11 protein-coding genes are annotated in these 13,891 nt (G+C 67.4%); all 11 read left to right on the top strand.

Features of this window, described 5'->3' with window-relative positions; all coding sequences use genetic code 11:
* Positions 1-6: 6 nt before the first annotated feature.
* The 11 genes from VZC37_RS10345 (at position 7) to rplU (ending at position 13,870) form a co-directional block, all read left to right on the top strand.
* Positions 7-618, top strand: coding sequence for an ATP-dependent Clp protease proteolytic subunit (locus VZC37_RS10345; protein ID WP_330432366.1), 612 nt, complete (start codon positions 7-9; stop codon positions 616-618).
* 53 nt (positions 619-671) lie between these two features.
* Positions 672-1,382, top strand: a complete 711-nt coding sequence (locus VZC37_RS10340; RefSeq protein ID WP_330432365.1) for an ATP-dependent Clp protease proteolytic subunit — start codon at positions 672-674, stop codon at positions 1,380-1,382.
* Between the two features lie 356 nt (positions 1,383-1,738).
* Entirely contained in the window at positions 1,739-3,019 is a 1,281-nt protein-coding gene (clpX, locus tag VZC37_RS10335; protein ID WP_330432364.1) for an ATP-dependent Clp protease ATP-binding subunit ClpX, read from the top strand.
* Between the two features lie 103 nt (positions 3,020-3,122).
* Positions 3,123-3,725: a molybdenum cofactor guanylyltransferase gene (mobA, locus tag VZC37_RS10330; protein ID WP_431309387.1), complete on the top strand. Its 603-nt coding sequence runs from the start codon at positions 3,123-3,125 to the stop codon at positions 3,723-3,725.
* A 26-nt stretch (positions 3,726-3,751) separates the two neighbouring features.
* On the top strand, positions 3,752-6,400 hold the full coding sequence (locus tag VZC37_RS10325; protein WP_330432362.1) for a valine--tRNA ligase: 2,649 nt from the start codon (positions 3,752-3,754) through the stop codon (positions 6,398-6,400).
* Between the two features lie 116 nt (positions 6,401-6,516).
* Entirely contained in the window at positions 6,517-7,956 is a 1,440-nt protein-coding gene (folC, locus tag VZC37_RS10320) for a bifunctional tetrahydrofolate synthase/dihydrofolate synthase (RefSeq protein ID WP_330432519.1), read from the top strand.
* The gene (locus VZC37_RS10315) at positions 7,953-8,354 is read left to right on the top strand and encodes a DUF4233 domain-containing protein (RefSeq protein WP_330432361.1); all 402 of its coding nucleotides are present in this window, start codon (positions 7,953-7,955) and stop codon (positions 8,352-8,354) included. Before folC ends, VZC37_RS10315 begins: the two co-directional genes overlap by 4 nt.
* A gap of 192 nt (positions 8,355-8,546) precedes the next feature.
* Entirely contained in the window at positions 8,547-8,957 is a 411-nt protein-coding gene (locus tag VZC37_RS10310) for a hypothetical protein (protein WP_330432360.1), read from the top strand.
* Positions 8,958-9,005: 48 nt separating this feature from the next.
* Positions 9,006-9,422: a nucleoside-diphosphate kinase gene (gene ndk, locus VZC37_RS10305; RefSeq protein ID WP_330432359.1), complete on the top strand. Its 417-nt coding sequence runs from the start codon at positions 9,006-9,008 to the stop codon at positions 9,420-9,422.
* A 432-nt stretch (positions 9,423-9,854) separates the two neighbouring features.
* On the top strand, positions 9,855-13,208 hold the full coding sequence (locus tag VZC37_RS10300; RefSeq protein ID WP_330432358.1) for a translation initiation factor IF-2 N-terminal domain-containing protein: 3,354 nt from the start codon (positions 9,855-9,857) through the stop codon (positions 13,206-13,208).
* 350 nt (positions 13,209-13,558) lie between these two features.
* A complete protein-coding gene (gene rplU, locus VZC37_RS10295) occupies positions 13,559-13,870 on the top strand; it encodes a 50S ribosomal protein L21 (RefSeq protein ID WP_330432357.1) in 312 nt (103 codons plus the stop codon).
* The last annotated feature ends 21 nt before the right edge of the window (positions 13,871-13,891 follow it).

Raw genomic sequence — 13,891 nt, 5'->3', positions numbered from 1 at the left:
GGAACAGTGACTGAGCCGACCATCCACACCCCGACACTGAGTTCGGGCGTGGCCGGGTTGAACCTGACCGATTCGGTGTTCGAACGACTGCTGCGTGAGCGCATCATCTTCCTCGGCACACAGGTCGACGACGACATCGCCAACCGGTTGTGTGCGCAGATCCTGCTGCTCTCGGCCGAGGATCCGACCCGCGACATCAACCTCTACATCAACTCGCCGGGTGGCTCGGTCACCGCGGGCATGGCCATCTTCGACACGATGCAACTCGCGGAATGTGACGTGGCCACCTACGCGATGGGCATGGCGGCGTCGATGGGCCAGTTCCTGCTCGCCGCCGGCGCCCCGGGCAAGCGGCACGCGCTGCCGCACTCGCGCATCATGATGCACCAGCCGTCGGCAGGCATCGGCGGTACCGCAGCCGACATCGCCATCCAGGCCGAACAGTTCGCGGCGACCAAGAAGGAGATGAACCGGCTCAACGCCGAGTTCACCGGACAGCCGCTGGAGAAGATCGAGGCCGACTCGGACCGCGACAAGTGGTTCACCGCGCAGCAGGCGCTTGAGTACGGGCTGGTCGATCATGTGGTCACCCGCGCCGGGTCGGTGACCCCGTCCTGAGCGCCGTCCACGTACTGCAAGCACGAGGCCACATCTCACCTATGGAGCAGAAGATGACCAATTCACGCATCCTCGACCTCGACGCCCTGCCTGCCGACGTCGCCGCCGGTATCCCGTCGTCGGCGCTCGCCATCAAGAGCATCGAGGCGCGCTACATCCTCCCGCAGTTCATCGAGCACACCCCGAACGGTCAGCGGCAGTACGACCCGTACGCGAAGCTGTTCGAGGAGCGCATCGTGTTCGTCGGCACCCCGATCGACCAGACGGTTGCCAACGATGTGATGGCGCAGCTGCTGGTGCTGGAGTCGCAGGACCCGGACCGCGACATCACCATGTACATCAATTCGCCGGGCGGCAGCGTTCCGGACATGCTCGCGATCTACGACACCATGCAGTACGTGCACTGCGACATCGTCACGGTGTGTCTGGGCGAGGCCGCCTCGGCCGCGGCCATCCTGCTGGCCGGTGGAACCCCGGGCAAGCGCGCCGCACTGCCGAACGCGACCATCCTCATCCACCAGCCGCGGACCGGTGGTGCCTACCAGGGTCAGGTGTCCGACCTCGAGATCCAGGCTGCCGAGATCGAGCGGATTCGTAACCGGCTCGACGAGATCCTGTCTCGACACACGGGGCAGGACACGGACAAGATCCGCAAGGACACCGACCGCGACAACATCCTCTCGGCGGATCAGGCCAAGGAATACGGCATCGTCGACGAGGTCTTCGAGTACCGCAAGAAGTCGTTCAAGAAGGTCAGTCACTGACCGACGGGCACGCACCTCGTCCCGACACGCCGGGCCGAGGTGCGTGCCGAACATCGGCCGCGGCAGTCATCCTTGACGTCTGCGCCGGTGTAGATCGGGCAGGGTGTAGATCGGGCAGGGAGCCCGGGTGCCGGCGACACCCGACACAGCGGGTGACGACAGGCACAACAATCGGATAGATGGACGGCGACCGAAACTTCGGGTACGACATTTGCCTTTATCGGTCGAAGTTCGAGCGGCACGCGGGTACCGTCGGGTTATTGGGCGATTCGACTGCCGAACAGTGACCCATGCCCGGCTGCGCGCGGTGACGGTGCGTCGAATCGACCGGAGCAACAGGAAGGTACGTACACGAGATGGCACGAATCGGAGACGGTGGCGACCTGCTGAAGTGCTCGTTCTGCGGAAAGAGCCAGAAGCAGGTCAAGAAGCTGATCGCCGGGCCCGGCGTGTACATCTGTGACGAGTGCATCGACCTGTGCAACGAGATCATCGAAGAGGAACTCGCCGAGAACGGCGACGTGAAGCTCGATGAGCTCCCCAAGCCGGCCGAGATCCGCGACTTCCTCGAGAACTACGTCATCGGGCAGGACACCGCGAAGCGGACCCTGGCCGTGGCCGTCTACAACCACTACAAGCGCATCCAGGCGGGGGAGAAGAAGGACTCGCGCAGCGGTGAGGTCGTCGAGCTGGCCAAGTCCAACATCCTGATGCTCGGCCCGACCGGCTGCGGCAAGACCTACCTGGCGCAGACGCTCGCCAAGATGCTCAACGTTCCGTTCGCGATCGCCGACGCCACCGCGCTCACCGAGGCGGGCTATGTCGGCGAGGACGTCGAGAACATCCTGCTGAAACTGATCCAGGCGGCCGACTACGACGTCAAGCGTGCCGAGACGGGCATCATCTACATCGACGAGGTCGACAAGATCGCGCGCAAGAGCGAGAACCCGTCGATCACCCGCGATGTCTCGGGAGAAGGCGTCCAGCAGGCGCTGCTGAAGATCCTCGAGGGCACGCAGGCATCGGTTCCGCCGCAGGGTGGTCGCAAACACCCGCATCAAGAGTTCATCCAGATCGACACCACCAACGTGCTCTTCATCGTGGCCGGTGCGTTCGCCGGGCTCGAGAAGATCGTGTCCGAGCGAATCGGCAAGCGCGGCATCGGGTTCGGCAACGAGGTCACCAGCAAGGACGAGGTCGACACCACCGACCACTTCGCCGAGGTGATGCCGGAGGATCTGATCAAGTTCGGCCTCATCCCCGAGTTCATCGGGCGTCTGCCGGTGGTCGCATCGGTGACCAATCTCGACAAGGAGTCGCTGGTCAGCATCCTGTCGGAGCCGAAGAATGCGCTGGTGAAGCAGTACACGAAGCTGTTCGAGATGGACAACGTGGAGCTCGAGTTCACCAAGGACGCGCTCGAGGCCGTCGCCGACCAGGCCATCCACCGTGGCACCGGCGCCCGCGGACTGCGCGCGATCATGGAAGAAGTGCTGCTGCCGGTGATGTACGACATCCCGAGCCGCGACGACGTGGAGAAGGTCGTCGTCACGGGGGAGACGGTGAGCGACAACGTCCTCCCGACGATCGTGCCGCGCAAGGCCAGCCGCGACGAGCGTCGCGACAAGAGCGCCTGACCAATTCGAGCCTGACTCCCGATAACCAGACTCCCGGAACCACGGATCGCTTTCCGTGTTTCCGGGAGTTTTTCGTCTGCGGTGGGTGAGACTGGTCTGCATGATGCAACAACAGGATTCGCAGGTCGCGGGAATCGTGCTGGCGGGCGGACGGTCCCGGCGGATGGGCCGCGACAAGGCGGCGCTCGAGTGGGAAGGGGAGCCGTTGCTCGCCCGCGTCGTGCGGATCGTCGGCCGCCGCTGCGACCCGGTCCTGGTGGTCGCCCCCGAGGAGTCGGCGGCATACCAGGCGTTGTACGGCACCGGCGGTCCCGAGGCGCGATGGGTGACCGACGAGACGCCCGGCGCAGGACCACTCGGCGGCCTCGCGGTGGGTTTGGCACACGCGGCCGACACCGGGGCCCGGTGGGCGTTCGTGTGCGCCACCGACATGCCTCTGATCACCGCCGAGCTCATCGACGAACTCCTGCGGGGCGTCACCGAATCCACCCAGGCGGTGATCGCCAGCGACGCCCAGCGTGATCATCCGATGGCAGGTCTGTACCGCACGGACGCGGCCGGTGTGATCGCCGACCTCACGGCAGGCGGCGAGCGCCGCATGCTCGCCGCGTTGGACGCGCTGACCACTCATCGCGTCGCCGTCGGCAATCCGGATTGGCTGACCAACGTCAACGCGCCCGAGGACCTGCACCGGCTCCATGTCTAGGACGTGACGTTTCCTAAGATTGTGGGGTGAGCACACCCGATCCGAGCCACGAGCTACCGAAGTCCTGGGACCCCGCCGAACACGAGGCACAGCTGTATCAGGGCTGGGTCGACGCGGGCTACTTCACGGCGGACGCGGCCAGTGACCGGCCCGCGTTCTCCATCGTCATCCCGCCGCCGAACGTCAACGGTTCCCTGCACATGGGCCATGCCTACGAGCACGTGCTGATGGACACCCTCGCGCGACGGCGGCGGATGCAGGGTTACGAGGTTCTCTGGCTGCCCGGCATGGACCACGCGGCCATCGCGATGCAGACGATGGTGGAACGCAAGATCGCCGCCGAGGACGGGCTGACCCGCGACGACCTCGGACGTGACGCGTTCATCGAGCGTGTGTGGACGGAGAAGGCCGAGATCGGCGACAACATCGGCACCCAGATGCGCCGCCTGGGCGACGGTGTGGACTGGAGCCGGGAACGCTTCACGATGGACGACGGCCTGTCGCGGGCCGTGCAGACGGTGTTCAAGCAGATGTACGACGAAGGGCTCATCTACCGGGCCGAACGTCTGGTCAACTGGTCGCCGGTGCTCAAGACGGCGATCAGCGACATCGAGGTCAGCTACTCCGATGTGGAGGGCGAGCTGGTCAGCTTCCGATACGGGAGCCTCGATGACGATCAGCCGCACATCGTCGTCGCCACCACCCGGGTCGAGACCATGCTCGGCGACACGGCGATCGCCGTGAATCCCGACGACGAGCGCTACGCCCACCTGGTCGGCACCACGCTCGAGCATCCCTTCCTCGACCGGCGCCTACCGATCGTCGCCGACGACCACGTCGACCCCGAATTCGGCAGCGGCGCCGTCAAGATCACGCCGGCCCACGACCCGAACGACTTCGCCATCGGGCAGCGCCACGACCTGCCGATGCCGAGCATCATGGACGACGAGGCGCAGATCGTCGGCACCGGGACGCCCTTCGACGGCATGGACCGGTTCGAGGCGCGGGTGAAGGTGCGCGAGGCGTTGGCCGAACAGGGGCGCATCGTCAAGGAGGTCCGTCCCTACCTGCACAGCGTCGGTCATTCCGAGCGGACCGGCGAGCCCATCGAGCCGCGGCTGTCGATGCAGTGGTGGGTGAAGGTGGATTCGCTGGCCAAGGCGGCCGGTGACGCCGTGCGCACCGGGGAGACGGTGGTGCACCCGACGTCGATGGAACCCCGCTGGTTCGGCTGGGTCGACAACATGCACGACTGGTGCATCTCCCGCCAACTGTGGTGGGGACACCGGATCCCGATCTGGTACGGCCCCGACGGTGACGTGGTGTGTGTCGGTCCCGACGACGAGGCGCCCGAGGGCTACGTGCAGGAGACCGACGTCCTCGACACCTGGTTCTCGTCGGGCCTGTGGCCGTTCTCCACCATGGGCTGGCCGGAGCAGACCGCGGACCTGGAGAAGTTCTATCCCACATCCGTCCTCGTCACCGGCTACGACATCCTGTTCTTCTGGGTGGCCCGGATGATGATGTTCGGCACCTACGTCGGTGAGCAGATGGGTGAAGGCCGGACGGTGCCGTTCCACCATCTGTTCCTGCATGGGCTGGTGCGTGACGAACACGGCCGCAAGATGTCGAAGTCGAAGGGCAACGGCATCGACCCGCTCGACTGGGTGGAGCGCTTCGGCGCCGACGCGCTGCGCTTCACGCTGGCCCGCGGCGCGAACCCGGGCAGCGACATCTCGGTGGGGGAGGACCACGCCCAGTCGTCGCGCAACTTCGCCACCAAGCTGTACAACGCGACCAAGTTCGCCCTGATGAACGGTGCCGACCCGGGTGAACTGCCGGACCGATCCGAGCTCACCGAGGTCGACCGGTGGATCCTGGACCGACTCGACACGGTGCTCGCGGAGGTCGACGCCGGCTTCGAGGCCTTCGAGTTCTCCAAGGCGTGCGAGGCCCTGTACCACTTCGCGTGGGACGAGGTGTGCGACTGGTACCTGGAGCTGGCGAAGGTGCAGTTCGCCGACAACGACGAGAATCGCTCCAGGGCAACATCTCTGGTTCTCGGAACCGTTCTCGACAAGCTACTTCGTGCGCTGCATCCGGTGGTGCCGTTCGTCACCGAGGTGCTGTGGAAGACGCTGACCGGTCGGGAATCGGCGGTCATCGCCGAATGGCCGCACGTGCAGGGCGACGCCACCGACCCCGTCGCCGCGCAACACGTCGACGACCTGCAGCGCCTGATCACCGAGGTCCGACGCTTCCGCAGCGACCAGGGACTGCGCCCCGGACAGCGCGTCGCGGCTGAGGTCGACGGCCTCGACGCAACTGGTCTCGCGCCGTCGCGGCCCTACCTGGACTCGCTGGCCCGCCTCGAGCGTGCCGACGACGGGTTCGCGGCCACGGCCACCATCGACGTCCGGCTGTCCGCGGCCACCGTCACCGTCCGGATCGACACGTCCGGCACGGTCGACGTCGCCGCAGAACGCAAGCGCCTGGCCAAGGACCTGGCCGCGGCGGAGAAGGAACTCGCCGGCACCACAGGGAAACTCGGCAACGAGCAGTTCCTCGCCAAGGCGCCCGAACACGTCGTCGCGAAGATCCGCGAGCGACAGAGGGTGGCGACCGAAGAAGTCGAGCGACTCGGTGGCGCCCTCGCCGCGTTGGGGGGCGTGTGAGCCCCCGCGACCACGGCCACCGGTCCGACGACGACGATCCGATCGACGATCTGGATCGCGATCACCTCGGCCCCGACGGGCCCGTGACGGAGGATCTCGGCGCGCTGCTCGATGAGATGGACGCACGCGATCCCGACGAGGCCGACACCGCACCCGTCGAGCCCGGCGACGACGCGGCGACCCTGGCCGAACTGGCCGAGGTGGAGGCCGAACTCGACACCCGGTGGCCCGAGACGAAGATCGAGCCCTCCCTGACCCGGATCTCGGCTCTCATGGATCTCCTCGGATCGCCGCAGCACGGCTACCCGGCGATCCACATCGCCGGCACCAACGGCAAGACCTCGGTGGCGCGCATGGTCGACGCGCTGCTGATCGCGTTGCACCGTCGAACCGGCCGGATCACCAGTCCGCATCTGCAGCGGGTCACCGAACGTATCTCGGTGGACGGCAAGCCGATCAGCGCGCGGACCTACATCGACACCTACCGCGAACTCGAGCCATACATCACCATGGTCGACGACTCGTCGACCGCGACCGGCGGTCCGCGGATGAGCAAGTTCGAGGTGCTGACGGCAATCTCCTATGCCGTCTTCGCCGAGGCGCCCGTCGACGTCGCGGTGGTCGAGACCGGGATGGGCGGACGGTGGGACGCCACCAACGTGGTGGACGCGACGGTCGCCGTCATCACCCCGATCGCGATGGATCACGCCGACTATCTCGGTGACACCCTCGCCGAGATCGCCGGCGAGAAGGCCGGGATCATCAAGAAGGCCGCCGACGAGTTGGTGCCGACCGATCCCGTCACCGTCATCGCCCCGCAGGAACCCGAGGTGATGGACGTGCTGCTCCGCGAGACCGTCGATGCCGGCACCATCGTGGCGCGCCAGAACTCGGAGTTCGCGGTGCTCGATTCGATCACCGCGGTGGGCGGGCAGATGCTGCAGATCCAGGGCCTCGGCGGTGTGTACGACGAGGTCTATCTACCACTGCACGGCGCGCACCAGGCCGCGAACGCGGCGTTGGCGCTCGCCGCCGTGGAGGCGTTCTTCGGCGCCGGCCCCGACCGGCAGCTCGACATCGACGCGGTCCGCGCGGGCTTCGCCGCGGTCGCCAGTCCCGGACGGCTCGAACGGGTCCGCAATGCCCCAACCGTGTTCGTCGACGCCGCCCACAATCCGCACGGCGGCGAGGCACTGGCCCGCGCCCTGGCCGAGGAGTTCGACTTCCGTCGGTTGGTCGGGGTCGTCGGCATGCTCGGCGACAAGGATGCCGAGGGATTCCTCGAGGCGGTCGAGCCGGTCTTCGATCACGTCGTGCTCACCAACAACGGTTCGCCGCGGGCGCTCGACACGGAGGCGTTGGCCGAGATCGCGTTGCCGATCTTCGGCGAGGACCGCGTCGTGGTGAAACCGTTCCTGCCCGACGCGGTGGAGACCGCGATCGGGCTGGCCGAGGAGTCCGACGGTGAACCCGTGGCGGGAGCGGGGGTGGTGATCACCGGTTCGGTGGTCACCGCCGGCGCAGCCCGCACCCTGTTCGGCAAGGAGCCGTCATGAGCGAGCCCACGCGCTACAGTCCGCCGACCACGGATCCCTGGAAGGGGCTCCGCGGGGTGATGGCGGGCACGCTGATCCTCGAGGTCATCGTCATCGGCCTGGCGTTCCCGATCGTCGCCAACCTCGGCCCGGGTATCACCTGGCTGAGCGGCGGATACCTCGGGCTGGTGGTGGTGGCCTTCATCGCCGCCGCGGGAATGCAGGGGCGGTCGTATGCCCTGCGCCTGGACCTGGGGCTGCAGGCGCTCGTGATCGCCGGCGGCTTCCTGCACTGGTCGGTGGCCGTGGTCGGGGTGATCTTCCTCTGCGTCTGGGTGTACATCGCGTACATCAAGCGCGACGTCGAGCAGCGGATGGCGAAGGGCATGCTGGCCGGGCAGGAACCGCTCGACGATTGACTGCCGGACCTTCGGCACGATGGATGCGCACTTCGTCGGCTGCAACAGGTGTTGCGCGACTGTGACCCCCGGCCTCTCGCCTGTGGCCGCAGATGCTGTGAGAATGTCGCTGCCGGGGGATGAGCCGAGATGGGCGTAGCCACCGAATCCAGCCGCAAAACCCCTGGTGCCACCCATGACGTGAGGAATAGTTTGTCTGTCATCTCCAGTCTTCGCCGCCCTTGTGCCGCCGCCGCATTCGCGTTGGCCGTGATCGGATCGTCGGTCGCCGGTGCGTCGGCTCACGCAACGCCGGCACCGGAAGACGGACCGGTGGCCGGCGCACCGATGCCCACCGCGGACGGCGAGTTCAGCTACCTCGCCACCCACGACGTCACCGAGCAGGCGGCGTCGCTGGCGGTGCCCGATGCGGTGGCGTCGTTGCCGGTGCCCCAGGAGTACCGGCCCGCGAACCTCGCGCTGGCCGCCCAGTTCGACATGGCCCTGGCTGCGGCGCTGAAGTCGCCGGGCGGGTGCGTCCAGGTGGTCGTCGATCCGCAGGCACGCGACGGAAGTCTGTTCAACTACGGGTTCTTCCCGGTCGCCGGCGAGCATTGTTCGTGAGCCTCCCGGTTCGTGACCGCGCCGCTCGCTTGTCGCTAAGGTGTGCTCGTGACTGAACGGACCCTGGTACTCATCAAGCCCGACGGCGTGGCACGCTCGCTCGTCGGTGACATCCTCAGCCGAATCGAACGCAAAGGCCTCACGCTCGTGGCGCTGGAGCTGAAGACCGTCAGCGACGACGTGGCCCGCGGCCACTACGCCGAGCACGAGGGCAAGCCCTTCTACCCGTCCCTGCTGGAGTTCATCACCTCGGGACCGCTCGTCGCCGCTGTCCTGGAGGGGCCGCGTGCAGTGGCGGCATTCCGCCAGATCGCCGGCGGAACCGACCCGGTCGAGAAGGCCGTGCCGGGAACCATTCGCGGTGACTTCGCACTGAGCACGCAGAACAATCTGGTCCACGGTTCGGACTCGCCTGAGTCGGCCGAGCGGGAAATCGCATTGTGGTTCCCTGACCTGGGAGTCTGACCCGACCTCTTCCTCCTCGTTCCCCGTCACACCCGCTGTTGGAGCTGTCAATAGTGCGTGGTGTGCGGGGAACGACTCGTTGTGTGGGATACTTGCACAGTTGTCGACGGCACACTTTGTCGTCGGCAGCCGGATGACGATTCCGGAATCGGACACCCCGATTCGCGCGTCTTCCCCACCGGACCGGCACTGTTGGTTTCAGAACGGCACTGTCGGTATCAGAACCGGCACCGTCGGTCTCCCGGTGGCGTGGAAGACGCCGGCCGGTCGAGGTCATCGACAACGCAAGGCGCCGCCTCGCGATCCGGGACGACTCAGATCGCAGAGAACGCGCGAAGACCACACAACACCGGTCCTCGCAGACCGGGACAGACAGAGAAGCCCTCGCGTGGCCGCGTCAGCCCGACGCGCCCGGGGGCTCGAGGAGATTGAGTGACCGACAACGGGTCGCCGGCTGACGCGAACGCAGCGTCGGAATCGGCGGAGGAGTTCCCCACCAGGCTTCGAGTGCACGCCCTCGCCAGGACGCTGGGACTGACCAGCCGTCAGGTGTTGGCGCATCTCGCGGACCTGGGCATCGAGACACGTAGCCCGCAATCGAGCATCGACCGGGAGACCGCCGAGGCGGTGGCCGCCCGCGTGCGTGAGCACGTCGCGGTCGACGAATCCGCGGCGGAGGCCGTGGACGACGCCGCGGACACCGCAGGCGTCGCGGAGTCGCCGGCAGCCGAGTCGCCGGCAGCGGAGCCGTCGGGCGCTGACGCGCAGTCGGGCCGCCCTGAGGGTGAGAACGCCCAAACGGAATCAACCCAGACGGAATCCACTCAGACAGAATCCACCCAGACAGGGACCGAGCCGTCGCCGGAGGCGGCCGCCGAGGCGTCGGCTTCCGACTCGGACACGGACACGCCCACACTTTTCTCGGCCGTCGACGACACCCAGCACCAGCCGGTGCGGCAGACCGTCGAGGACGTCGATGCCCAGCCACTGTTCCTGTCGCCGCAGGCCGTCGAGGCGGCGCGTCGCCCCTCTCGGTCGAAATCCGACTCCGGGGACGACAGCAGGGGCGACAACAGCAGCCGGGACGACAACAGCCGGGACGACACCAGCGGGGACGACAAGAGCAGTCGCTCCGAGGACGGACAGTCCGACGGCGAGCGCGGATCCCGCCGTCGTCGTCGTGGACGCCGAGGCCGGGGCCGCGGGCGTGGCGATCAGGGCGACGGCGGCAACGACGAGCAGGCGACCGACGAATCGACCGACAACGGCGACAACTCGACCGACGACTCCGACGACGACTCGCGCCCATCCGGCAAGAAGAGCAAGAAGGGCAAGTCCGACAAGTCCAAGTCCAAGAAATCCGACGACGACGCCAAGGACCAGGGTGCCGACGCCGGCAGCGGGGACAAGGACGGCGGGGACAAGAGCCGCGGGGACAAGAACGGCGGGGACAAGGCCGGCACCGACGCCGACGGCGACACCGGTGACGCCGATTCGTCCGGGGATGCGGACGAGTCCGCCTCGTCCGACGACGCCGAGCAGGGGTCGTCGAAGCGTCGCCGCCGCCGGCGTCGTCGCAAGGGTGGCGCCGACGCCGATGACAGTTCGCCGGACGATCCGCCGAACACCGTCGTCCACGAACGGGAGCCGCGCAGCAAGAAGGCCCGCGACGAGGTCCAGGGGATCTCGGGTTCCACGCGTCTCGAGGCCAAGCGTCAGCGCCGACGGGATGGTCGCGATGCCGGCCGTCGCCGACCACCGATCCTCAGCGAATCGGAGTTCCTGGCCCGGCGCGAAGCCGTCGACCGGGTGATGGTGGTCCGCGAGCGCGGCGCCAACATCTCGATCACCGAGCCTGGTTCCGCCGGGCACGACCATGCGGTGCCGATCGAGGACTACACGCAGGTCGCGGTCCTCGAAGACGGAGTTCTCGTCGAACACTTCGTGACCACCGAGACGTCGTCTTCCATGGTCGGCAACATCTACCTCGGTCGGGTCCAGAACGTGCTGCCCGGCATGGAGGCCGCCTTCGTCGACATCGGCCGTGGCCGTAACGGCGTGCTCTACGCCGGCGAGGTCAACTGGGATGCGGCCGGACTCGACGGGGGCTCGCGCAAGATCGAGCAGGCCCTCAAACCGGGCGACAGTGTGCTCGTCCAGGTCAGCAAGGACCCGGTGGGACACAAGGGTGCCCGGCTGACCACCCAGATCTCGCTCGCCGGCCGCTACCTCGTGTACGTGCCCGGCGGTTCCTCGACCGGGATCAGCCGCAAGCTGCCGGACGTGGAGCGCAAGCGACTCAAGAGCATCCTCGGCAAACTCGTTCCCGACGACGCGGGCGTGATCATCCGCACCGCGTCGGAAGGCGTGAGTGCCGACGAACTCGGCGCCGACATCGCGCGACTCGAAGCGCAGTGGAAAGAGATCGACGCCGCGGTGGCGACGGCCAAGAAGGGTTCCGGGTCCAACGGGCCCAAGGCGCTCTACGAAGAGCCCGACCTGCTCGTGCGGGTCGTTCGAGACCTCTTCAACGAAGACTTCCGCAAGCTCGTCGTCGAAGGGCAGAAGGCCTGGGACCTGGTCGAGCGCTACATCGGCTCGGTGGCCCCGGATCTGATGGACCGCGTGGAACGGTTCGAGAAGACCCACGCCGACGCGCCGGATTCCTTTGTCGTGCACCGCATCGACGAACAGCTCGCGAAGGCGCTGGACCGCAAGGTCTGGCTGCCGTCGGGCGGCACGTTGATCATCGAACACACCGAGGCGATGACCGTCGTCGACGTCAACACGGGCAAGTTCACCGGTTCCGGCGGCAACCTCGAGGAGACGGTCACCCGCAACAACCTCGAGGCGGCCGAGGAGATCGTGCGACAGATGCGCCTGCGCGACATCGGCGGCATGATCATCGTCGACTTCATCGACATGGTCCTCGAATCCAACCGCGACCTGGTGCTTCGCCGTCTGACCGAGGCACTCGCGCGGGATCGGACGCGACACCAGGTGTCGGAGGTGACGTCGCTCGGGCTCGTCCAGATGACCCGTAAGCGACTCGGCACCGGTCTGCTGGAGGCGTTCTCAACACCGTGCACCCACTGCGGTGGCCGCGGCATCATCGTGCACGCGAACCCCGTCGAGGCCCGTCCGGACGATTCTTCGCAGAGTGACGGTGGTGGATCGAAGCGGTCACGGCGCAATCGGCGCAAGTCCGAACCCGCGGCGGAACAACACAAGCCGGCACAGAATCCCGCGGAGCATCCGATGTTCCGCGCGATGGCGGCGCATTCCCACGATCACGACGCGGAGACCGGAACCGACGCGCCGGAAGCCGATGGCACCGAGACCCCCGCAACCGAGACCCCCGCAACCGAGGCTCCGGCGACCGAGGCCCCCGCGAAGGACGCCCCTGCGACCGAGTCGGCGACGAGCGTGACCGAGACCGCCGACGAGTCGTCGGTTCCCGACGACGCTCCCTCCGCCACCACGGATCAGGAAGGCGAGGCGCCGACTGCAGACGCGCCTTCCGAGCAGGAGGCGGATGAGCCGCGGGCAGCAGAGGCCGCGCCCCAGCCGCGGCGTCGTCGTCGCGTGGTCCGGCAGGCCGCGGCCCCGCCGTCGTCGTCGGAGCCCGTGGTGTTGACCGGTGACGGTGACGCGCCGTCGGCACCGTTGACCACCTTCGGACCCACCGATTCGGCCGGCACCGCCGAGGCGGCGGTCGCGGTGCGGCGTCGACCTCGGCGTCGGACCGCCGGACGACCCGCCGGACCGCCACCCGGCGACCAGTGATCGGCGGTTGCCGACCGGCGGCCGGGCCGACGAACAGCTGGGCCGCCGAACAGGGCCCAACGAGCAGGTGGGGTGCGGTCCGGGCGAGTTTGACCCGACCGGCGGCAGTCCCGTAATCTTGATTGGTCGCCTTCGGGGGAGGGTCTGCGCTGTGCCCGGAACGTCCAGGAAACTGGATCGCACCGATCAGCCGCGCGGAACCGCCGACAGGCCCTCTGGAGTGATCCGCAGTGACCACGGCTTCGGCCGAGCGTCGCCTGCAGTCACACCAGTAATGACGCACCACCCACCCACCCGGTGCGCGAACCAGCGCCCAGGGTCCGACAGACGAGTTAAAGAGGACAGCTTCGATGGCAACGTACGCGATCGTCAAGACCGGCGGTAAGCAGTACAAGGTCGCAGAGGGCGACCTTGTCAAGGTCGAGAAGATCGACAGCGATCCGGGCAGCAGCGTCAGCCTCCCGGTGGCGTTGGTCGTCGACGGCTCGACCCTCACCACTGATGCGGACAAGCTGGCGAAGATCTCGGTGACCGGCGAGGTCGTCGAGCACGTCAAGGGTCCCAAGATCCGCATCCACAAGTTCAAGAACAAGACCGGCTACCACAAGCGCCAGGGCCACCGTCAGAACCTGACGGTCCTCAAGGTCACCGGTATCAAGTAACTCGATTCCCGCACCTACCTC

The organism is Gordonia sesuvii, from assembly GCF_036350415.1.
Classification (GTDB): Bacteria; Actinomycetota; Actinomycetes; order Mycobacteriales; family Mycobacteriaceae; genus Gordonia; species Gordonia sesuvii.
Note: the sequence above shows the minus strand (reverse complement) of the source record. Positions and strands in the feature narration are given on the sequence as shown.

Excerpts from the sequence above, each read along its gene's own strand:
- VZC37_RS10340 (WP_330432365.1), top strand. The coding sequence starts at position 672 with ATGACCAATTCACGCATCCTCGACCTCGACGCCCTGCCTGCCGACGTC.
- mobA (WP_431309387.1), top strand. The coding sequence starts at position 3,123 with ATGCAACAACAGGATTCGCAGGTCGCGGGAATCGTGCTGGCGGGCGGA.
- folC (WP_330432519.1), top strand. The coding sequence starts at position 6,517 with ATGGACGCACGCGATCCCGACGAGGCCGACACCGCACCCGTCGAGCCC.
- VZC37_RS10315 (WP_330432361.1), top strand. The coding sequence starts at position 7,953 with ATGAGCGAGCCCACGCGCTACAGTCCGCCGACCACGGATCCCTGGAAG.
- clpX (WP_330432364.1), top strand. The coding sequence starts at position 1,739 with ATGGCACGAATCGGAGACGGTGGCGACCTGCTGAAGTGCTCGTTCTGC.
- rplU (WP_330432357.1), top strand. The coding sequence starts at position 13,559 with ATGGCAACGTACGCGATCGTCAAGACCGGCGGTAAGCAGTACAAGGTC.